The organism is Micromonospora sp. AP08, from assembly GCF_008085935.1.
Classification (GTDB): Bacteria; Actinomycetota; Actinomycetes; order Mycobacteriales; family Micromonosporaceae; genus Micromonospora; species Micromonospora chersina.
Map to the genome: position 1 here is coordinate 1 of NZ_VSEZ01000026.1, position 18,869 is coordinate 18,869.

Genomic DNA, 18,869 nt, shown 5'->3' on the forward strand with positions numbered 1-18,869 from the left:
GCCGCCGCGCCGAGGCGTGCTGGTGATGGGCCAACTCGTGCGCGTGCCGCTCGCCCAGCAGGTCGGTGCGGCCCGTGGTGCCGAACAGCAGCGACCCACCGGTGAACACCCCCGCCGGCCGCCACCCGCCGTCGGTGGCCTCGTCCAGCACGTAGGACAGGTGGTGGAAGGTGTGACCGGGCGTGCCGATCACCCGCAGCCGCACCCCGTCGGACACGGCCACCTGGTCGCCGTCGCAGACCGGCACACGGTCGAAGCCCACCTCGTCCGCCGCCGCCACCAGGTACCGGGCGCCGGTCACCCGGGCCAGCTCCAAACCGCCGGAGACGTAGTCGTTGTGGATATGCGTCTCCACCACATGCGTGACCCGGACGCCCTTCTCCCCCGCCAGGTACATGATCCGGTCGATGTCGCGCTGGGGGTCCACCACGATCGCCACCTGCCCGTCCGAGGCCAGATAGCTGCGGTCACCCAGCGACGACGTCGCGATCACCGAGACCTCGACCGCCACGGTGGTGCTCCTTCCGTCCCCACGTGTGCAGGGGCGGAGGTACCCACCCGCGCCGGGATCAGGCGCGCGGGTGGTCGTTTGTCCGGTCAGGCAAGGGCGAGGAAGAGCTTCTCCAACTCCTCCTCGGTCATCTCCGGCTCCTCGCCCCGGTCGCGGGCGGTGCCGCAGTGCCGCATGCCGGAGGCAATGATCTTGAAGCCGGCCCGGTCGATCGCCTTGGAGACGGCGGCGAGCTGGGTCAGCGTGGCGCGGCAGTCCTCCCCGTTCTCGATCATCTCGATGACGGCGTTGAGCTGGCCGCGGGCCCGCTTGAGCCGGGTCAGGGCGTCGCTGGTCATCTCGGGTCGAAGTTTCACCGTGCACCTCCTGGCGTCCAACATACCCCCCGGGGGATAGCGGTTCCGTCTCCCGGGGACCCGACGCCGATACGGAGGGTCCCCGGGAGATCGACGGAACGCTTATCCTGTGCGGCGACGACTGCTCTCGGAAGGGACCCGATGCCGTCCCGGCAGGACCAGCTCCACTCCTACCAGTTCACCGTCCAGCGGGCGGTCGCCGCGCTGGTGATGCGGGAGACCGACCCCGCACAGTCGCCGTTCCGCCGGCTGGCCGGCGCGGGCCTGGCCAGCGTGCTGGTCGCGGTGATCGCGCTCGGCGGGGTCGCCCTCTACGGCCTGTTCGCCGGTGGCGGCAGCGCCTGGCGCGACCCGGGCGCGGTGATCGTGGAGAAGGAGTCCGGGGCGCGGTTCGTCTACCGGGAGGAGAAGCTGCACCCGGTGCTCAACTACGCCTCGGCGCTGCTGGTCATCGGGGCGGAGCGGCCGAAGACCGTCCTGGTCTCCCGCCGTTCCGTCGAGGGGGTGCCGCGCGGCCTGCCACTCGGCATCGCCGACGCGCCCGACTCGCTGCCCGCGCCGGGGCGGCTCGCCGGCGGGGCGTGGACGGTCTGCTCGGTCACGGCCGCCGAGGCGGGCAGGACGCAGGCCCGGTCGGCGCTGCTGATCGGGCGGGACGCAGCGGGCGGCCGGCCCCTCGGCGACGAGGGCCTGCTGCTGCGCCACCCGGACGGCACCCTGCACCTGCTCTGGCACGAGCGGCGCTACCTGCTCCGCGACACCGACCGGGTGCTCGCCGCGCTGGCCGCCACCCGGGAACGGGCGGTGCCCGTGGCCCCGGCGCTGCTCAACATCGTGCCGGCCGGGGCCGACCTGGCGCCGCCCCCGCTGCGCGACCTCGGCGCCCCGTCCGAGCGGGTCACCGGCGCCACCGTCGGTGACGTCTACCTGGTCCGCAACTCCGGTGGCGGCCGCCAGTACGCGGTGGCCGGGCGGACCGGCCTCGCCGGCATCACCGAGTTGCAGGCCGCCCTGCTGCTCGCCCGCACCGGTCAGGGTGACCCGGAACCGATCACCCTCGGGCGGTTCGCCGCCCTGCCGAAGCTTCCCGACCTGGTGCCCGCCGGGCCGACCGCCCCGCCCGCCGTCCCGCCCCGGCTCGCCACGGCCGAGGGCGGCGCGCTCTGCGCCCGGGCCGGTGACGACACCGGCGTACGCGAGGTGCGGCTCGGTGCCACCCCGCCGGATCTCTCCGCCGCCGCCCGGACGCCGCCCGGCCGCGGTGGGTTCGCCGACCAGGTGCTGGTGGAGCCGGGACGGGGCGCGCTGGTCGAGTCGGTCGCCGCCCCCGGCGCCGGCGGCGGCGCGGTCTGCCTGGTCACCGACCTCGGCCGGCGCTACGTGCTGGCCGGCGCCGAGGTGCCGGGCATGCTCGGCTACGCCGGGGTCCACCCGGTCCGGCTGCCGGCGGGCCTGGTCAGCCTGGTGCCGGCCGGTAGCCCGCTCGACCCGGCCGCCGCCCGCACGGTCGCCGCCCCGGCCTGACCCCGACCCTTGGCCCGCCACCCCGCGGGGTCGCGGCCCGGCCAGACGCTGGCCGTGGAATGCGACGCCCGCCCCGCCGCCCCGTGGGGTCGCGGTCCGGCCAGACGCCAGCCGTGGAATGCGACGCCCGCCCCGCCGCCCGGGAGGGCGTCGGTGAAGGCTCAGGGGGCTGGCTTGCGGAGCACGGTCACCGCGAACTCCGCGTCGTCGTGCCAGGGACGCAGGTCCCAGGTGGCGAAGCGGTGGTCGAGGCGGAGCCCGGCGGCCACCGCGTCGGCGTCCAGTTCGGTGAGGGGATAGCCGCGGTCGGTGCCGAAACCGATCACCACCGGGCCGTCCGGCCGGATGTGCGCGGCGATCCGGGTCAGCACGGCGCGCTCGGTGCCGGGGGCGACGAACGCCATCACGTTGCCGGCCACGACGGCCGCGTCGAACGGCTCGGGCTCGCCCTGCGCGGCCAGGTCCAGGTCGACCAGGTCGGCGACCAGGAAGCGCGGGCCGGGGTGGTCGGCGCGGGCGGCGTCGATGAGCACCGGGTCGGCGTCCACGCCCACCACGGTGTGGCCCCGCTCGGCCAGTGCGGCGGCCACCCGGCCGGTGCCGCAACCGGCGTCCAGGATCCGGGCGCTCGGCGGGACGAGCGTGTCCAGCAGCCGCGCCTCACCGGCCAGGTCGGCCCCTTCGGCGGCGAGCCGGCGGAACCGGTCGACGTACCACTGCGAGTGTCCCGGCTTGGTCTCGGTCACCCAGCGGGTCGGCTTGCCCATGCCGTCAACGGTAGCTGATCTTGTGCGGCCGGGTCGGGGGAACCTCAGCCGAGGGCGAGGAAGGCGGCGGCGGCGAGCGGGGCGCCGGTGCCGGCGCCGGCCACCACCTGCGGCCAGGTGTGGTCCCGCAGCACCACCCGGGACCAGCCGACCGCGGCCACGAGCAGCCAGCCGACGTGCAGCGCCGGGCCGAACAGCAGCGCCAGGACGGCCGTGGTGGCGGCGGCGACCGCGGCGTGGATGCTCAGCTTCCACCAGTGGTTCACCAGGGTGCACGCCGCGCCGACCGCGAAGATCACCACGATGACGGCGAACAGTTCCGCGGGCGCCCGCAGCGCGGCCAGCAGCGCCGTGCCGACCGCCACCGAGGCCAGGCCGGTGAGCAGCGGGCGGGCCCGCTGGGTGCGGTCGCCGACGTGCCGGTCGGTGAGCCGGCCGCGGCGTACTCCGTGGACGATCACGCCGACCGGGATCACCGCGCAGAACAGCAGGGCCGTGCCGCCCCAGAGCAGGAACTGCTGCGGCGAGCGGCTGACCCGGGCCGCCGCGACCAGCGGCAGGGCGGTCACCAGGACGCCCGGCGCGAGGGCCTCGGTGATCAGCCGGGCCAGCCGCCCGCTGGCCGTCCGTTCCGCAGTCGCCCGCATCCGGGTCATCCTGGTCCCGCCGCCCGCCAAGGTCAACTGCGGGCGGCGTGGCGGTCAACCGGCGGTCAGGACGAGCTGGGCGGTCCGCTCCGGCTGGTCGACCTGCACGAAGTGGCCCGCGTTCGGCAGCAGGTGCAGGTCCGCGCGGGGGAAGAGCTGGGCGAAGCGGCGCGCGACCCGGGGGTTGAGGGAGCGGTCCTCGACGCCGAAGATCACCCGCACCGGCGCGCCGAACCGGCGCAGGTCGGGTATCCGGCGCCGGCGCGTCAGGACGGTGCCGAGCAGGTCGTCGTTGAGCCGCCAGAACGCCGGCTGGGCTGCGACGAAGTTGTCGCACAGGCGCTCCACCACCGGGCCGCGGCGGCGGTCGTCGCGGATGAACCGGCCCACCTGCCAGATGTAGAGGCGTCGAGCGAGATCCGAGCCGCGGCCCGCCAGCTTCCGGGCCGCGGCGCGCAGCAGTGGCGTCGAGTAGAGCGCGATGACCGGTGGTCGGCGCAGTGACGCCGTCTGGTGGTAGTAGGTGTTGAGCAGCACCAGTGCGGCAACCCGGTGCGGGTAGAGCAGGGCCCAGTCGATCGCCGGCGGCCCGGACGCGTCGTGGGCCACCAGCACGACCCGCCGCAGCCCGAGGTGGTCGATCACGGCCGCGAGGTCTCCGGTCATGTTGTCCGCGGTGTACGGGTAGCCCGCGGGCTTGTCGGAGCGGCCCCAGCCGAGGAAGTCGAAGCGGACGACCCGCCGATCGCCGAGGTGCGGCATCAGCTCGTCGTAGAGGTGCAGGTTGTCGGGGAAGCCGTGCATCAGCACCAGCGGCACCCCCTCGCTGCCGGCCACCTCGACATGCAGCAGGTGCCCGGCCCGGGGAACCGTGAGTGTCTCGCATACGTCTGGCATCCCACCCCGATCGCCGATGACCGAAGCGACGATAGCCCACGAATCGGGCATCACGGGCCGAGATGCGGCGCTGCCAGGCGCCGGGTGGGCACTCCCGGCACCTGGCAGCGGCGGATCAGCCCTTCTCCGCGCCGCTGGTGAGACCCTCGGTGAGCAGCCGTTCGCTGGCGAAGAAGAGGATCACGATCGGCAGCGTGAGGATCACCGAGCCGGCCATCAGCACCGTCTTCGGCACCTCGACGCCGTCGGAGAGCAGCGACAGGCCCAGCGAGACGGTCCACCGGTTGGGCCGGTCGACCAGGAAGAGCAGCGCGAAGAGGAACTCGTTCCAGGCGATCATGAAGTCGTAGAGGGCGACCGCCATCACCGACGGCGCGGCGAGCGGCAGGCTGACCCGGCGGATGATGCCGAGCCGGCCGGCCCCGTCGATGGCCGCGGACTCCTCCAGGCTGACCGGGATCGTCTCGAAGTAGTTCTTCAGCATGTAGACCGAGACGGGCAGGGTCTGCGAAATGTAGACCAGCACCAGCCCGACCAGCGACCCGCGCAGCCCGGCGCGGGTGAAGACCACGAAGAGCGGAATCGCGATGACGATCGACGGGAACAGGTAGACCGCCAGGAACAGCGCGCTGACCTGCCGCCGGCCGAAGAACCGCAGCCGGGACACCGCGTACGCGCCGGGGATGGCGATCACCAGGGTGAGCGCGGTGGCGGCCAGCGCCACGATGCCGCTGTTGCGGATGAAGGCGAGGAAGCCCTGCCCGCCGTCCTCGACGGACTTCAGCACCTCGGCATACGTGGCGACGGTCAGCTCGCCGAACGGCACGAGCAGCGAGCCGGGGTCGAGCAGCAGCCGCTCGATGGGGCGTACCGAGAGCACCAGCATGTACCAGAACGGCAGCAGGGTGACGAGCAGGAAGCCGGCGATCACCAGCCGGCGCAGCCAGCGCAGGCTCACCGTCTCGATCCGGTCCCGGTCCATCACGCCTCCTCCCGTCGGCCACTGAAGAAGCGCAGGTAGATCGCGACGAAGACGATCAGCACAACGGCCAGCACGACCGCCTGCGCCGCCGCCGCGCCGATGTCGGTCCGCGCGGTGAGGAACTGGTAGACCCGGACGCTGACCACCTCGGTGCCAGCCGAGCCGCCGGTGAGCAGGTAGACGTCGTCGAACTTGTTGAAGGTCATGATGAACCGGAGCACGCCGATCAGCGCGATCACCGGCATGAGCTGGGGCAGCAGGATGTGCCGGAAGCGCTGGGTCGGGGTGGCCCCGTCGACCCGGGCGGCCTCCTCCAACTCGCCGGGCACGGCCTGGAGCCGGGCCAGCAGGAACAGGAAGGCGAACGGGAAGTAGCGCCACGCCTCGAACGCGATGACCGTCCAGAGCGCGGTGGACTCCTGGGACAGGAACGGCACGGGCGCGTCCCAGCCGAGGAACCGCCGGCCCCAGTCGTTGACGAAGCCGATCTGCGGGTCGAGCATCACCTGCCAGACGAACGTCATGGCGACCACGGGCGCCACGTACGGCAGCAGCATGGACGCGCGGACGATCGTCCGGCCCCGGAACGGCCGGCGGACCACCAGCGCCGCCAGCAGGCCGACCAGGATGGAGCCGACGGTGCCGCCGGCGCTGTAGACGACCGTGGTCCAGAGCGTGTCGGCGAAGCCGGGGGTGTGCAGCACCCGGTCGACGTTGTCCAGGGTCAGCTCGCCGAAGAGGCCCGTCCGGCGCAGCGTCGCGAGGCGTACCCGTTGAAAGGCCAGCACCACGGTCCAGACGATGGGGATGCCGATCACCGCGACCACGACGAGCAGGGTCGGGGTGACCAGCGCGAGCCCGGCGCGGGACTCGCGGCGGCGCAGGGTGAGCGGGCGTCGGCCGGGCGGGCGGGGCCGCTCCCCGGTGGGGGAGCGGCCGGCCTCCGGCGCGGTGGTGGTCAATTCACGCCCTTGGCGATCGCGTCGACGTCCTTCTTCGCCCGCTCGGCGGCGGCCCGGGCGTCGGACTTCCCGCCGACCACGTCGGCGAGCGCCTTGGGTACGGGCAGCTCACCGAGGATCGCACCGACCAGCTTCCCCTGGCCCTGGGGCAGGCCCCAGCGCTGGAAGGTGTCCGGGCTCTTCCGCAGCGTGGCGAGCACGTCCTCCCCGTAGACCGCGGACAGCGGCTGCTTGCGGTCCACACCGGCCTGGCTGGTGTTCCAGGCGGTGAGGAACTTCTGCTTGTCCTCCGCGGTGCCGGTGCGGACCGGGAAGCGCCCCTCGGGGGACATGCCGAACCAGCGCGGGTAGCCGTCGGAGAGCATGTACTCCACGAAGGACGATGCGGAGTCGCTCGCGCCGTCGAGCACCGCCCACGAGCTGATCTCGCCGTACTGGGCCGGCTCGGCGCCGTTCGGGCCCTTGATGGCGGTGACGAAACCGCTGTTCTTCGCGAGCCATGCCGGGTCGGACTGGCACTGCGGGCAGGTCGGCTTGGCGTCGTTCCGCAGCCCGGCCAGCTCGTCGAGGATGAACGGGGACCAGATCAGCATGGCCGCCTTGCCGGCGAAGTAGGTGGCCCGGGTGGTGTCCACGTCCTGCGCGCCCTTGACCGAGTTGTTGCGCATCAGGTCGCCGTAGAAGCGGAACGCCTCGACGCACTCGGCGGAGTCCAGCGTGACCTTGCCGGCGTCGTCGGTGAGCTGGCAGTTGTTGGCGAGCGCGAGGTGTTCGAAGGTCTGCTGGGTGAAGACGTCGCCGGGGGCGGTCGCCGCCGTGATGCCGGCGACGCCGCCGGTGTTCAGCTTCGCCGCCGCGGCGGCGATCTTCTCGTACGTGTCGGGGGCGGCCAGGCCCGCCGCCGCGAACAGGTCCTTGCGGTAGACGAGCAGCTGGCCCCATCCGTCGCTGGGCACCGCGAGCTGCTTGCCGTCCTCGCTGGTCAGTTCGAGGGCGCGCGGGGAGAACGTGTCCCGGCCGAGCTTCTCGACGACCCGCTTGTTGGCGTCCGGCTCGAGCAGGTCGTTGCCGGCCAGCGTGCGCACCCCGGCCAGGGAGACCGAGCCGACCACGTCGGGCAGATCGCCGGCGGCGGCGCTGGAGGCGATGAGGGAGGGGAACTGGTCCTCGTTGACGGTGACCAGGTTGACCTTGACGCCGGTCTTGGCGGTGTAGTCGGCGATGATCGCCTTGGTGGCGTTCACCCGGTCCGCCACGTCTTCCAGGCTCCACACGGTTATCTGGGAACTGTCGGATTTCGGCTCGTCGTCACCGCAGGCCAGCAGGGTTGTCCCCGCAAGTGCCATGATCAGGGTGGGGGCGAGGATCCGCATCGAGGGTGATGGCATCGGTGGCACTCCTCTCGAAGGGTACATGAGGGATTTAACGCCCTCGATTGATCGTTTACAAGACATTTACCAATATTTCGTTTTAGAATTGGGCCCGGCACTTTCCACGGAGCGACGCCATGGGCAATTGGGTTGTCTCTCTGGCCGGGCCCCGGCGCGTGAGCCTGGAGCCCTGCCCCCCGGACCGGCTCGGCCCGGGCCAGGTCCGCGTCCGCACCTGCTACTCCGGGATCTCCGCCGGCACCGAGCTGACCCTCTACCGGGGCAGCAACCCCCGGCTCAGCAAGGACTGGGACGACGCCACCCGGATGTTCGTGCCCCGGCAGTCCCCGCCCGCGTACCCGGTGGTGGGCTTCGGCTACGAGGAGGTCGGCGAGATCGTCGAGGTCGCCCCCGACGTCGCCGACCGCCGGCCCGGCCAGGTCGTCTGGGGCATCTGGGGACACCGCGCGGAGGCCGTGCTGGCGGCCGGCGCCGTCACCCCGCTCGCCCCCGGGCTCGACCCCCTGGTCGCCGTCTTCGCCCGCCCGGGCGCCATCGCGCTGACCGCCGTGCTCGCCGGCGACCTGCACCTCGGCGACTGGGTCGGCGTCTTCGGGCAGGGGGTGATCGGTCTGCTCGGCACCCGGCTCGCCGTCCTCTCCGGAGCCCGCGTGGTGGCCGTCGACCGGATGCCGGACCGCCTCGCGCACGCCACCCGGCTCGGCGCCCGCCGGGTCGTCGACGCCGCCGTCGACTCCGCCGCCGCCGCGCTGCACGCGGCCACCGACGGCCGCGGCGCGGACGTCTGCCTGGAGCTGTCCGGGTCGTACCCGGCGCTGCACGAGGCGATCCGCGCCACCGCCCACGCCGGCCGCGTCGTGGCCGCCGGCTTCTACCAGGGGTACGCCCACGGGCTGGGACTCGGCGAGGAGTTCCACCACAACCGGATCCAGCTGGTGGCGGCCCAGATCTCCGGGCCCGCCCCGGCGCCCGGCACGGCCGGCCGGTGGACCGGGTCACGGATCGCGCACACCTTCATGGAACTGGTGGCCGAGGGCAGCGTCGACCCGCTGCCGCTGGTGAGCCACGTCGTCGACGCGGGCGCGGTGGCCGACGCGCTGGCGTTGCTCGACCGCGGTGACGGTGACGTCCTCCAAGTCGTGCTGAGGTTCTCATGACCATCCCACTCGCCTGCCAGGAGCAGTTGCTCCCCGGCGCCGGCCTGTCCGAGAAGTACGCCCTCGCCGTCTCCCTCGGCTACCAGGGCATCGAGCTGCGCGGCCGGGGCGACCTGGCCCTCGCCCGGCGGCTGCCCGAGCTGCGCCGGGCCCGCGCCGAGGGCGTGGTCATGCCGACCGTCTGCGTCGAGATGGACCACTTCATCGGCGATTTCGACCCCGAGCGCTCCCGCGACGCGGTGCGCAACCTGCGCTCCCAGCTCTCGGTCATCGCCGAGCTCGGCGGGCTCGGCGCCATGACCCCGGCCGCGTGGGGGATGTTCTCCCGCCGCCTGCCGCCGTTCGAGCCGCCCCGCCCGCCCGAGGGCGACCGGCAGGTGCTCGTCGACGCCCTGGGCGCCCTCGGCGAGCACGCCCGCGCCGAGGGGGTCACCCTCTTCCTGGAACCCCTCAACCGGTACGAGGACCACATGGTCAACCGGCTCGACGAGGCGGTCGCCCTGTGCCGCGCCGTCGACCTGCCCTCGGTCCGGGTGGTCGCCGACACCTACCACATGAACATCGAGGAGGACGACGCCTGCGCGGCGCTCCGCGCGGCCGCGCCGTACCTGGGGCACGTGCAGGTCAGCGACTCCAACCGCTACCAGCCGGGAGCCGGGCACCTGGACTGGCGGGCGCTGCTGGCCACCCTGGACGGGATCGGCTACCGCGGCTGGCTGGCGCTGGAGTGCCGGCTGCGCGGCGACCCGGTCGCCGCCCTGCGCCAGGCCGCCACCGTCCTCGCCCAGGCCGGGCCACGGCGGGCGGCGGCGTGAGCACGGGCATGCCCGGCGGCACGGCTCCGGTGCGGGCCGGCGGCCCCGGCCGCACCGATCCCGAGCGGGCCGCCCGGCTGCGCCGGCTCGCGCTCACCACGCTCGACGCCAACTGGGAGCACGACCACACCGTCCCGTCCCGTACCCTCTACCCGCACCAGTGGAGCTGGGACTCGGCGTTCATCGCGGTCGGGCTGGTGCACGCCCGCCCGGACCGCGCCTGGCGGGAGCTGCGCACCCTGTTCGCCGCGCAGTGGGCCGACGGGCGGGTCCCGCACATCGTGTTCAACCCGGCGCTGCGCGCCGGCGCCTACTTCCCCGGGCCCGGTTTCTGGGACTCGGCCCGCGCCGACGGCGCCCCGGCGGCGGCCACCTCCGGGATCGTCCAGCCGCCGGTGCACGCCCCGGCCGCCTGGCTCGTGCACCGCCGCGCCCCTTCCGAGGCGTCGGTGGCGGCGCTGCGCTGGCTCTACCCGCGGCTGGTCGCGCAGCAGCGCTACCTGACCGGCCGGCGGGACGTCGGCGGGGGCGGGCTGGCCGCCATCGTGCACCCGTGGGAGTCCGGCCTGGACAACAGCCCCGCCTGGGACGCCCCGATGGCCGCGGTGCCCGCCGACGAGGCGGTGATGCGCGCGTACCGCCGGCACGACACCGCGCACGCCGACGCGGCGCACCGCCCCACCGACCTCGACTACGCGCGCTACGTCGCGCTCGTGGCCGCCTACCGGGCGGGCCGCTACCGCGACGACGGGCTGCTCGGCCGGCAGCCGTTCCTGGTGGAGTGCCCGCTGGTCAACGCGGCGCTCGCGGTCTCCGAGCGGGCCCTCGCGCGGATCGCCGCCGTGGTCGGCGCCGACCCGGGGCCGCACCGGGACCGCGCGGTGCGGATCACCGAGGCCCTGGTCGACCGACTCTTCGACCCGGTCACCGGGACGTTCCGCCCGCGCGACGTCCGGGCCGACCGGCTCGTGCCGGCCCGGACGGTGCTCGGGCTGATGCCGCTGATCCTGCCCGACCTGCCGGCCCACCACGTGGGGGCGGTGGTCGCCGAGGCGTGCTCGCCCCGCTTCGGCCTGGCCGCCCGGATGGACCGCCCGCTGCCCACCCACGACCGCACGGCGCCGGACTTCGAGCCGCTGCGCTACTGGCGCGGCCCGAGCTGGCTGAACACCGACTGGATCCTCTGGCAGGGGCTGCGCACCCACGGCCGCCCCGACCTGGCCGCCGGGCTCCGCGAGTCCATGCTGGACCTGGTCGACGCGGCGGGCTGCCACGAGTACTTCCACCCGGACACCGGGGCGGGACTCGGGTCACCGGCGTTCGGTTGGACGGCCGCGCTGGTGCTGGACGCCCTCGCCGAGGGCTGAGCCGCCGGCGGCCCGGCCGGGCGGGGGTCAGGCGATGCCGGCGGGGGTCGCACCGGCGGCCCGCAGCGCGGCCATCGGGGCGTCGTCGATCGCGTAGCCGAGCGCGTCGACCACCTCGACCACGCCGCTGACCTGCCGGGCCAGCCGCAGCGCCAGGCGCACCGTGGACCAGCGGTCGAGCTGCCCCGTGAGGGTGACGACGCCGCCGTGCACGGTCACGTCCACCACGCCGTCGGGCACGCCGAGGGTGCGGCGCAGCACCTCGTCGCGGACGTCCCGCCGGATGTCGGCGTCCGGCCGCAGGTGCACCTTGAGCAGGTCACCGCGGGTCACGATGCCGACCAGCCGGCCCAGGTCGTCGACCACCGGCAGCCGCTTCACGCCTCGGGCGTCCATGGTCCGGGCCGCCTCCACCAGCGAGGCGTCCGGCGTGACGGTCACCGGGGGAGCGGTCATCAGGTCGGCGGCCAGGGTCGCGTCGGCCTTCGCCCGCGCCTCCCGCCGGTGCCGGTCGGGCAGGATCCGCCGCGGCTGCGGCTGACCCTGCAACTCCACCTTGTACATGAGGTCCGCCTCGGAGACCACCCCGAGGACCCGCCCCGCCCCGTCCACCACCGGCGCCGCCGTCACGTGCCGGCCGGTCAGCACGTCGACGATCTCCCGGTACGCCGTGCCCTCCCGTACCGTCGCGACGTCGGTGGTCATCACGTCCTGCACCTGCCACGTACGCATGGCGACCTCCCTCTTTCCCTGTCGACGCTACGGAGGGCGGCGGTGCGGGAGCAGGGGCGCAGGGACCCCGCCGGGGGGCCGGAAGTCCCGGCTCAGCCGGCCGGTACGGCCGCCGCGTCGGCGGGTGCGGCCGGCGCGGGCACGGTCGCCGTGTCCGCCGGCGGCTCGGGGATCAGCAGCTCGGCCGACACCGGCGTGACCTCGACCCGGCAGTCGTGGAACGTCGGCGCCTCGCCCAGGTCGGTGTCGCGTACGGCGGTGACCGCGTTGACGGTGGACCGCCCCGGGCTCAGCCGCGCCCAGTACGCCTTGTAGGTGAACGCCAGCCCCGGCCGGGTCGCCTCGTCCACGGCGACCGCCGCGAGGAACGCACCGCGGTCGTTGTGCACCCGCACCGCGTCGCCGTCGGCGAGGCCGCGCGCCGCCGCGTCGTCCGGATGCAGGTGCACCCGGGGCGGCCCGGTCCGCCGGGCGTGCCAGGGCAGCGAGGCGAAAGTGGAGTTCATGAGGAACCGGCCGGCCGGGGCGAGCAGCACCAGCGGGAACCGGCGGGCCAGGTCGGGGTCGGCGGCCTCCGCCGGCGGGGTGTGCCCGGGCAGCGGGTCCACCCCGAGCCGGGCCAGCGCCGGGTCGTGCAGCCGGGCCCGGCCGTCCGGGGTGCGGAAGCCGCCCGCGGCGAACGGCGCGGCGCCGACCGGCACGCCGGTGGTCCGGGCGTACGTCCGCTCGCGCAGTTCCTCGAAGGTGACCGGCGTGCCGGCCAGCAACTGCCGCGCCAGGTCCTCGTCGCTGTCGGAGAACCGGGGATGGTCGAGGCCGAGCGCGGCGGCGATCCGCCGGAAGATCTCGGTGTTCGGCAGCGCCTCCCCGGGCGCCCGGGTGACCGGCAGGTTCAGCGTCGTGTAGTGGTGGCCGTAGGAGGAGTGCAGGTCGAGGTGCTCGGGCTGCATGGTGGCCGGCAGCACCACGTCGGCGTAGTCGCAGGTGTCGGTCCAACGCTGTTCCAGCACCACGGTGAACAGGTCGGTGCGGCGCAGGCCGGCGAGGAGCCGGTTCTGGTCCGGGGCGGTGGCGGCCGGGTTGGCGTTGAACACGACCAGCGAGGTCACCGGCGGGTCGGCCTCCCCGGTGAGCACGGTCGCCAGCCGGCTCATGTTCACCGACCGGGCCGGCGGGGCCGGCATGCCGGGCGGCCGGACCACCGCGTCCTCGTCGATCGGGTGGTGCCCGCCGGTCGACACCAGGGCGCCGCCGCCCGGGTACCGGAAGTCGCCGGTGACCAGCGGCAGCGCGCAGATCGCCCGGATCGCCTGACCGGCCCCCCGGTGTCGTTGCAGACCCAGGCCGACCCGGACGGCGGTGGGGCGGGTGGTGGCGATCCGGTCGCCGAGCCGGCGGAGCACCTCGACGGGCAGGCCGCACTCGGCGGCCGCCCGCTCCACCGGCCACTCGTCGAGCCGGGCGTTCAACTCGGGCCAGCCGACGGTGTGCGCGGCCAGCCACTCCTCGTCGGCCGCCGCGGCGTCGCGCACGTGCCGCATGAGGCCGAGGGCGAGCGCCGCGTCGGTGCCGGGCAGCGGGGCCAGGTGCTCGTCGCTGCGGGCCGCCGTGTCGGTGCGCAGCGGATCGATGGTGACCAGGTACGCACCGCGCTCCCGGGCCTGCTGCACGAACGGCCACAGGTGCAGGTTGGTGGCGAGCGGGTTGGCGCCCCAGAGCACGATGAGCTTCGCCGCCACGATCGACTCCGGCTCGAAGCCGATCGAGCTGCCGTAGATCGAGCGCAGCGCCGCCCGGGCCGCGCCGGTGCAGATGGTGGTGTCCAGCCGGGACGCCCCCAGGTGGGCGAAGAGCCGCTGGCCCATCGTCCAGCCCTGCACGTGCCCCATGGTGCCGGCGAAGTAGTAGGGCAGCACCGCCTCGGGGCCGTCCCGCTCGATGCTGGCGCGCAGCCCGGCCGCCACCCGGTCGACCGCCTCCGCCCAGCTCGCCGGCCGGTACGCGACGCGCCCGGCGCCCTTCGGGCCGGTGCGCACGTAGGGCGTGGTCAGCCGGTCGGGGCCGTTGACGGCGTCGAGGTAGCGGTTGACCTTGCCGCAGAGCGCGCCCCGGGTGAACGGGTGGTCGCGGTCGCCGCGCAGCGCGACGGCCCGGCCGTCCTCCACGGTGAGCTGCCAGACGCACGTGTCCGGGCAGTCCAGCGGGCAGGCGCCGGGGTGGGTGGTGCGGGCCATGCGGCGAGCCTACCGAGCGGCGGCGCGCGTCCGGGTCCCGTGGCGGACGCCGGGCGGATCAGGCGATCGGTCGCCAGTCCGGCCCGTCGGGTCGTCCGGTCGAGGTCAGCGCGGCGAGCATCACGGCCTCGACCTGCTCGGGCGTCAGGTGTTCCCGGCGGTCGGCGCCCGGTACGTAGGCGCCCCAGGCCCGGCCGTCCGGCTCCCGCATGACCACACCGACCGGGTCGCGGTGGTCGCTCACCGCGGCGATCACGCCCCACGGCCGGCGCACGTGCACCTGCTGCCGGAGATCCGGGTCGAGTCCCCGCAGCCACCGCCGCACGGTCTCGCGGTCGTCCAGCCCGACCGTCTCGGTCGTGGTCCGGAACGGGCCGTACGTGGTCAGCCGCTCCGCGACGTCCTGCCGTGCGGACCCGGGCCTACCCAGCAGTCTGTCCAGCCATCCCATCCGACGACTCCGTCCCGTGCCGGCGCCCGGCGTCCCGGGCGTCGGGGCGGAAGTGCCCGGTCGCGCGGCGGCGGCAAACCCGGCGGCGGTGGATTCCCGGCAGCCCACGGGGGCTGAGCCGGCACTACCCTTCCGGGGCGGTGGTTCGCGGAGAGCCGCCGGAGACCGAGGAGCGTCATGCCCGAGATCGACAAGGTCGCCTGGATCCGGATCGAGGACGGCCGGGTGCTGAGCACCCGGTCCCGGGGCAGGGACGTCTGGTACCTGCCCGGCGGCAAGCGGGAGGCCGGCGAGAGCGACCTGGCGACCCTGGTCCGGGAGATCGCCGAGGAACTGGCCGTGACCGTCGTGCCGGAGTCCGCCGTCCCGGTGGGCGTCTTCACCGCGCAGGCGCACGGCCACGGCGCCGGCACGCTGGTCCGGATGACCTGCTACGCCGCCGACTACCGGGGCACGCTGCGGCCCGCGAGCGAGATCGCGGAGCTGGCCTGGCTCGGCTACGCCGACCGCGACCGGGTCTCGCCGGTCGACCAGATCATCTTCGACCACTTCCGGGGACTCGGCGCGTTGCGCTGACCTCCGCCCGGTCGGGCAGCAGCCGGGCCAGGGCGCGCAGCGCGGTGCGAACGGTCCGGTCGTCGGCGCTGAGGCTGATCCGCAGCCCGGCCGGGGCGCCCCGCCGGGCGGCGAACTCGTCGGTGCCGGCCACGGCGACGCCGCGCCGGCGGGCGAGGGCGGTGACCGTCTCGGCGTCGCGGTCGAGGCGTACCCAGGCGAACGGGGCCGGTCCCGGCGCGGCGACGCGCGCGCCGAGCAGCTGCCGGGCGAGCGCGGCCCGGCCGGCCAGCTCGGCGGCGCGGGCGGCGGCGAGCTGGTGCGCGTGCCCGCCGAGCACGAGCTGGGTGGCGACCTCGGCGACCAGGGGAGCGGGCGCCCAGGCGAGGGCACGGGCCGCGGCGCGCAGCGGTTCCGCGAGGGACGGCGGGGCGTACCGGTAGCCGATCCGCAGGCCGGGCGCGAGCGTCTTGGTGATCCCGCTCAGGTGGACGGTCCGGGCGTGCCACGCCGCCACCGGGGGCGGCCGGTCGGGCAGGAGCGCGCCGAACGGGTCCTCCTCGATCACCACGAGGTCGTGGGCGGTGGCGACGGCGGCGAGTTCCCGCCGGCGGTCGGCGGGCACGGTGAGCCCGGTGGGGTTGTGCAGCGTCGGGTGCAGGTGCAGCGCGGCGACCCGGCGGCGGGCGCAGAGCCGGTCGAGGGCGTCGGGCCGGGGGCCGGCCGCATCGCCGGGCACGGTGGCCAACTCGACCCGGAGCAGCCGGGCGGCGGCGAGCAGGCCGGGGTTGGTCAGCTCGGTGGTGACCACCACCTGCCGGGGCGCGGCGAACGCGGCGAGCGCGGCGGCCAGGCCGTGCTGTCCGCCGGCGGTCACCTCGACCCGGTCCGGCTCGGGCCGCCAGCCGGCGTGCGCCATCCAGCGGGCGCCGGCGATGCGGTGCCGCACGGCGTCGGCGTCCTCGGCGCCGACCGCGTGCGGGTCGGCGGCGAGCCGGTGCAGGATCGGCGCGACGGCCCGGTGCACCGGCCCGTGCCCGGGCGGGTGCACGGCGGCCACGTCGAGCACGGGGCCGGGGCTCGCCGGCGGCGGGGGCGGCGTGGGCGCCACGAAGGTGCCCCTGCCCACCTCGCCGGTGAGCAGGCCGCGCCGGGCGGCCACCTGGTAGGCCCGGCCCACGGTGGCGACCGTGACACCGAGCCGCCGGGCCAGGTCCCGCTGCGGCGGCAGCCGGTCGCCGGGGCCGAGGCGGCCGGCCGCGATGTCGTCGCCGATCGCGTCGGCGAGCGCCAGGTAGCGGGGCCCGTCGCCGGTCGGACCCGTCGGTTCCCAGATTGTCACCGTGACAATCTAGCCACCGCATGCCTCGCCCACCGCCCGATTGTCACCATGACATTCGACGCCGACCGGCTTCCCGGGTACGCGCCGCAGGCTGCCCGCATGACCGTCACCTCCGCCGCAGTCCTCTGGCGGCACGCCACCTTCCGCCGGCTCTGGCTCTCCGACGCGGTCAGCACCCTCGGCACCCACGTGACCAGCGTGGCGCTGCCCCTGGCGGCGCTGACCGTGCTCGGCGCGGGCGCCACCGGGGTCGCCGCGCTGACCGCCGCCACCACCCTGCCGTACCTGCTGCTCGGCGTGCCGGCCGGGGCGCTGGTGGACCGGATGCCCCGCCGCGCCGTGCTGGTCGGCGCCGACCTGGCCCGCGCCGTCCTGCTGGCCAGCGTCCCGCTCGCCTGGGCGGCCGGGCTGCTGAGCCTGGCCCACCTCGTCGCGGTGGCGCTGCTCGCCGGCTGCGCCACCGTGCTGTTCGACGTGGCCTACTTCGCCGCCGTGCCCGCGGTGGTGCCGGCCGCGCGGCTGGCCGACGCCAACGCCCGCCTCGAGGCGACCCGGGCCGTCGGGCAGACCGCCGGTCCGGGCGTGGCCGGCGTGCTGGTCGGCGTCCTCGGCGCGCCGCTGGCCCTGCTGGTCGACGTGGCCAGCTTCGCCGCCTCGGCGCTCTTCCTGGCCGGTACGCCCCGGCTGGCCCGCGCCGCCGTGCCGGGCGCCGGTGGGCTGTGGCGGGACGCCGCCGGCGGGATCCGGTTCGTGTTCCGGGATCCGGTGGTCCGGGCGCTGACCCTCTGCTCCGGCCTGACCAACCTCTGGCACGCCGGTTTCCTCGCCATGCTGCTGGTCCACGCGGTCCGCGAGCTGCGGGTGCCCGCCGCCACGGTCGGCCTGCTGGTCGCCGCCGCCAACGTCGGCTACCTGCTCGGCGCGGCGGTGGCCGGCCGCGCCCGGGCCCGGCTCGGCGTGGGCCGGGCGGTCACCGCCGCGGCGGTGCTCCAGGCGGGGGCGGCCCTGGTGCTCTGGCCGCACCCGGTCGGGATCGCCCTCGGGCTGGCGGTGAGCGCCTTCGCCAGCGGGCTCTACAACGTGAACGCGGTCAGCCTCCGGCAGGCCGCCACCCCGCCCGCGCTGCTGTCCCGGATGACCGCCACGAGCCGGTTCGTCATCTGGGGCGCGATGCCGCTCGGCGCGGCGCTGGGCGGCGCGCTGACGGGGCTGCTGGGCGCGCCGGCGTACCTCGGGCTGGCCGCGGCGGGGATGGCCGCGGCCGCGCTGGTCACGCGCTGCTCGCCGGTCTGGCGTATCCGGGACTTCCCGACCCCCGACGCGCCGGCGGACGCGGTGCCCGTCGCCTGACGGCGGCTGTTTGCCGCCGCCTCCGGGTGGACGCGGCGGGTGCCCGTCGCCCGACGGCGGCCGTTTGCCGCCGCCTCCGGGTGGACGCGGCGGGTGCCCGTCGCCCGACGGGGCCGTTTGCCGCCGTCGGGGGCGGGTAACCGCGGGCGCGACGTTCCGGGCCGCGAGGCGCGGACGGGTCGGACACCCGGCGGCGGCCGGCGACGACAGGAGTGCGCTGTGCGGTTTCCCCGATTCGTCGACGCGGTGTCCCGCCGCGCCGAACTGCCCACCGAGCAGGCCGCCACCATCTCCCGGGCGGTGCTCCAGACCCTGGCCGAGCGGATCACCGCCAACGAGTCGGCGGACCTCGCGGCGCAGTTGCCGGACGAGGTGGGCAGCTACCTGGCCGCGTCCGGCGAGGGCGGTACGACCGGCGGCGCCGTCGCCTTCCTGTACCGGGTCGCGGAGCGGGCCGGCGTGGACGCGGCGGTCGCCGAGGTCGGGACCCGGGCGGTCCTGGCCACGCTGCGGGAGACGGTCACGGTCGGCGAGTTCCAGGATCTCGTGGCACAGCTCCCCAAGGGATTCGACGCGATGGTCGACCCGATCCCGCGCCCACCGTACGATGTGTAGGCAGGCTCCCCGAGACCCGGGTTGAGCTGCGGCAAAGGGGCCGTGCGACGGAAATTCCACGGCCAGGAAGTATTTTCACCGTAAATTAACTCGCCAGTAGACACCTACGCGGTAAATCGTCTACGCGCTAGGGGGTCGATCGGCCGGATTCCTTCGTCCGGGGTTCCACGTGCCGTCATCCCTTCGGCTCGACCTGTATCGATGCCCTCCCCAT

General features: G+C 75.2%; 19 protein-coding genes. 7 read left to right on the top strand and 12 right to left on the bottom strand.

Features of this window, described 5'->3' with window-relative positions; genetic code table 11:
- The coding region (locus FXF50_RS27700) for an MBL fold metallo-hydrolase (protein WP_148431872.1) at window positions 1-511 on the bottom strand (511 nt) is incomplete at its 3' end.
- A gap of 86 nt (window positions 512-597) precedes the next feature.
- On the bottom strand, window positions 598-867 hold the full coding sequence (locus FXF50_RS27705) for a metal-sensitive transcriptional regulator (RefSeq protein WP_091309304.1): 270 nt from the start codon (window positions 865-867) through the stop codon (window positions 598-600).
- A gap of 141 nt (window positions 868-1,008) precedes the next feature.
- Between FXF50_RS27705 and eccB the strand changes: the two genes are divergently transcribed.
- Window positions 1,009-2,391, top strand: a complete 1,383-nt coding sequence (gene eccB, locus FXF50_RS27710; protein ID WP_148431873.1) for a type VII secretion protein EccB — start codon at window positions 1,009-1,011, stop codon at window positions 2,389-2,391.
- A 161-nt stretch (window positions 2,392-2,552) separates the two neighbouring features.
- Here eccB and FXF50_RS27715 read toward each other — a convergent pair whose 3' ends face one another.
- The 6 genes from FXF50_RS27715 to FXF50_RS27740 form a co-directional block, all read right to left on the bottom strand.
- Window positions 2,553-3,158: a bifunctional 2-polyprenyl-6-hydroxyphenol methylase/3-demethylubiquinol 3-O-methyltransferase UbiG gene (locus FXF50_RS27715; RefSeq protein ID WP_148431874.1), complete on the bottom strand. Its 606-nt coding sequence runs from the start codon at window positions 3,156-3,158 to the stop codon at window positions 2,553-2,555.
- Window positions 3,159-3,202: 44 nt separating this feature from the next.
- Entirely contained in the window at window positions 3,203-3,805 is a 603-nt protein-coding gene (locus tag FXF50_RS27720) for a phosphoesterase PA-phosphatase (RefSeq protein ID WP_148431875.1), read from the bottom strand.
- 54 nt (window positions 3,806-3,859) lie between these two features.
- Window positions 3,860-4,702: an alpha/beta fold hydrolase gene (locus FXF50_RS27725; RefSeq protein ID WP_148431876.1), complete on the bottom strand. Its 843-nt coding sequence runs from the start codon at window positions 4,700-4,702 to the stop codon at window positions 3,860-3,862.
- A gap of 115 nt (window positions 4,703-4,817) precedes the next feature.
- Window positions 4,818-5,684, bottom strand: coding sequence for a carbohydrate ABC transporter permease (locus tag FXF50_RS27730; RefSeq protein ID WP_148431877.1), 867 nt, complete (start codon window positions 5,682-5,684; stop codon window positions 4,818-4,820).
- Window positions 5,684-6,646 carry a carbohydrate ABC transporter permease gene (locus FXF50_RS27735; RefSeq protein WP_148431878.1) on the bottom strand — a complete coding sequence of 321 codons (963 nt, stop codon included), beginning with the start codon at window positions 6,644-6,646 and terminating at the stop codon, window positions 5,684-5,686. The genes FXF50_RS27730 and FXF50_RS27735 overlap by 1 nt, the downstream gene beginning before the upstream one ends.
- Window positions 6,643-8,034, bottom strand: a complete 1,392-nt coding sequence (locus FXF50_RS27740; RefSeq protein ID WP_148431879.1) for an ABC transporter substrate-binding protein — start codon at window positions 8,032-8,034, stop codon at window positions 6,643-6,645. Before FXF50_RS27740 ends, FXF50_RS27735 begins: the two co-directional genes overlap by 4 nt.
- Before the next feature lie 119 nt (window positions 8,035-8,153).
- On the opposite strand from FXF50_RS27740, the gene FXF50_RS27745 reads away from it, so the two are divergent.
- Genes FXF50_RS27745 through FXF50_RS27755 form a run of 3 tightly spaced genes read left to right on the top strand, consistent with a single transcriptional unit; the run spans window position 8,154 to window position 11,376 of the window.
- Window positions 8,154-9,194, top strand: coding sequence for a zinc-binding dehydrogenase (locus FXF50_RS27745; protein WP_148431880.1), 1,041 nt, complete (start codon window positions 8,154-8,156; stop codon window positions 9,192-9,194).
- Window positions 9,191-10,009 (top strand): sugar phosphate isomerase/epimerase family protein, encoded by an 819-nt coding sequence (locus FXF50_RS27750; protein WP_148431881.1) that lies wholly within the window; start codon window positions 9,191-9,193, stop codon window positions 10,007-10,009. The genes FXF50_RS27745 and FXF50_RS27750 overlap by 4 nt, the downstream gene beginning before the upstream one ends.
- A gap of 8 nt (window positions 10,010-10,017) precedes the next feature.
- Window positions 10,018-11,376, top strand: a complete 1,359-nt coding sequence (locus FXF50_RS27755; RefSeq protein WP_148431907.1) for a hypothetical protein — start codon at window positions 10,018-10,020, stop codon at window positions 11,374-11,376.
- Between the two features lie 27 nt (window positions 11,377-11,403).
- On the opposite strand, the gene FXF50_RS27760 is transcribed toward FXF50_RS27755, so the two are convergent.
- The 3 genes from FXF50_RS27760 to FXF50_RS27770 form a co-directional block, all read right to left on the bottom strand.
- Window positions 11,404-12,108: a CBS domain-containing protein gene (locus FXF50_RS27760; RefSeq protein WP_148431882.1), complete on the bottom strand. Its 705-nt coding sequence runs from the start codon at window positions 12,106-12,108 to the stop codon at window positions 11,404-11,406.
- Window positions 12,109-12,200: 92 nt separating this feature from the next.
- Window positions 12,201-14,342: a molybdopterin-dependent oxidoreductase gene (locus FXF50_RS27765; RefSeq protein WP_148431883.1), complete on the bottom strand. Its 2,142-nt coding sequence runs from the start codon at window positions 14,340-14,342 to the stop codon at window positions 12,201-12,203.
- Between the two features lie 58 nt (window positions 14,343-14,400).
- Complete coding sequence (locus FXF50_RS27770) at window positions 14,401-14,793, bottom strand: hypothetical protein (RefSeq protein WP_148431884.1); 393 nt, start codon at window positions 14,791-14,793, stop codon at window positions 14,401-14,403.
- Between the two features lie 177 nt (window positions 14,794-14,970).
- Here FXF50_RS27770 and FXF50_RS27775 point away from each other — a divergent pair, with 177 nt between their 5' ends.
- Entirely contained in the window at window positions 14,971-15,369 is a 399-nt protein-coding gene (locus tag FXF50_RS27775; RefSeq protein WP_148431885.1) for an NUDIX domain-containing protein, read from the top strand.
- Here the strand turns inward: FXF50_RS27775 and FXF50_RS27780 are convergent.
- Entirely contained in the window at window positions 15,329-16,690 is a 1,362-nt protein-coding gene (locus FXF50_RS27780; RefSeq protein WP_148431886.1) for a PLP-dependent aminotransferase family protein, read from the bottom strand. The genes FXF50_RS27775 and FXF50_RS27780 overlap by 41 nt on opposite strands.
- A gap of 99 nt (window positions 16,691-16,789) precedes the next feature.
- Here FXF50_RS27780 and FXF50_RS27785 point away from each other — a divergent pair, with 99 nt between their 5' ends.
- Together FXF50_RS27785 and FXF50_RS27790 are read left to right on the top strand one after the other, a co-directional pair.
- Entirely contained in the window at window positions 16,790-18,040 is a 1,251-nt protein-coding gene (locus FXF50_RS27785) for an MFS transporter (RefSeq protein WP_187399857.1), read from the top strand.
- Between the two features lie 219 nt (window positions 18,041-18,259).
- A complete protein-coding gene (locus FXF50_RS27790; RefSeq protein ID WP_148431888.1) occupies window positions 18,260-18,655 on the top strand; it encodes a DUF2267 domain-containing protein in 396 nt (131 codons plus the stop codon).
- The last annotated feature ends 214 nt before the right edge of the window (window positions 18,656-18,869 follow it).

Excerpts from the sequence above, each read along its gene's own strand:
- FXF50_RS27760 (WP_148431882.1), bottom strand. The coding sequence starts at position 12,108 with ATGCGTACGTGGCAGGTGCAGGACGTGATGACCACCGACGTCGCGACG.
- FXF50_RS27715 (WP_148431874.1), bottom strand. The coding sequence starts at position 3,158 with ATGGGCAAGCCGACCCGCTGGGTGACCGAGACCAAGCCGGGACACTCG.
- FXF50_RS27725 (WP_148431876.1), bottom strand. The coding sequence starts at position 4,702 with ATGCCAGACGTATGCGAGACACTCACGGTTCCCCGGGCCGGGCACCTG.
- FXF50_RS27750 (WP_148431881.1), top strand. The coding sequence starts at position 9,191 with ATGACCATCCCACTCGCCTGCCAGGAGCAGTTGCTCCCCGGCGCCGGC.
- FXF50_RS27720 (WP_148431875.1), bottom strand. The coding sequence starts at position 3,805 with ATGCGGGCGACTGCGGAACGGACGGCCAGCGGGCGGCTGGCCCGGCTG.
- FXF50_RS27770 (WP_148431884.1), bottom strand. The coding sequence starts at position 14,793 with ATGGGATGGCTGGACAGACTGCTGGGTAGGCCCGGGTCCGCACGGCAG.
- FXF50_RS27755 (WP_148431907.1), top strand. The coding sequence starts at position 10,018 with ATGCCCGGCGGCACGGCTCCGGTGCGGGCCGGCGGCCCCGGCCGCACC.
- FXF50_RS27785 (WP_187399857.1), top strand. The coding sequence starts at position 16,790 with ATGACCGTCACCTCCGCCGCAGTCCTCTGGCGGCACGCCACCTTCCGC.
- FXF50_RS27775 (WP_148431885.1), top strand. The coding sequence starts at position 14,971 with ATGCCCGAGATCGACAAGGTCGCCTGGATCCGGATCGAGGACGGCCGG.
- eccB (WP_148431873.1), top strand. The coding sequence starts at position 1,009 with ATGCCGTCCCGGCAGGACCAGCTCCACTCCTACCAGTTCACCGTCCAG.
- FXF50_RS27730 (WP_148431877.1), bottom strand. The coding sequence starts at position 5,684 with ATGGACCGGGACCGGATCGAGACGGTGAGCCTGCGCTGGCTGCGCCGG.
- FXF50_RS27765 (WP_148431883.1), bottom strand. The coding sequence starts at position 14,342 with ATGGCCCGCACCACCCACCCCGGCGCCTGCCCGCTGGACTGCCCGGAC.
- FXF50_RS27740 (WP_148431879.1), bottom strand. The coding sequence starts at position 8,034 with ATGCCATCACCCTCGATGCGGATCCTCGCCCCCACCCTGATCATGGCA.
- FXF50_RS27745 (WP_148431880.1), top strand. The coding sequence starts at position 8,154 with ATGGGCAATTGGGTTGTCTCTCTGGCCGGGCCCCGGCGCGTGAGCCTG.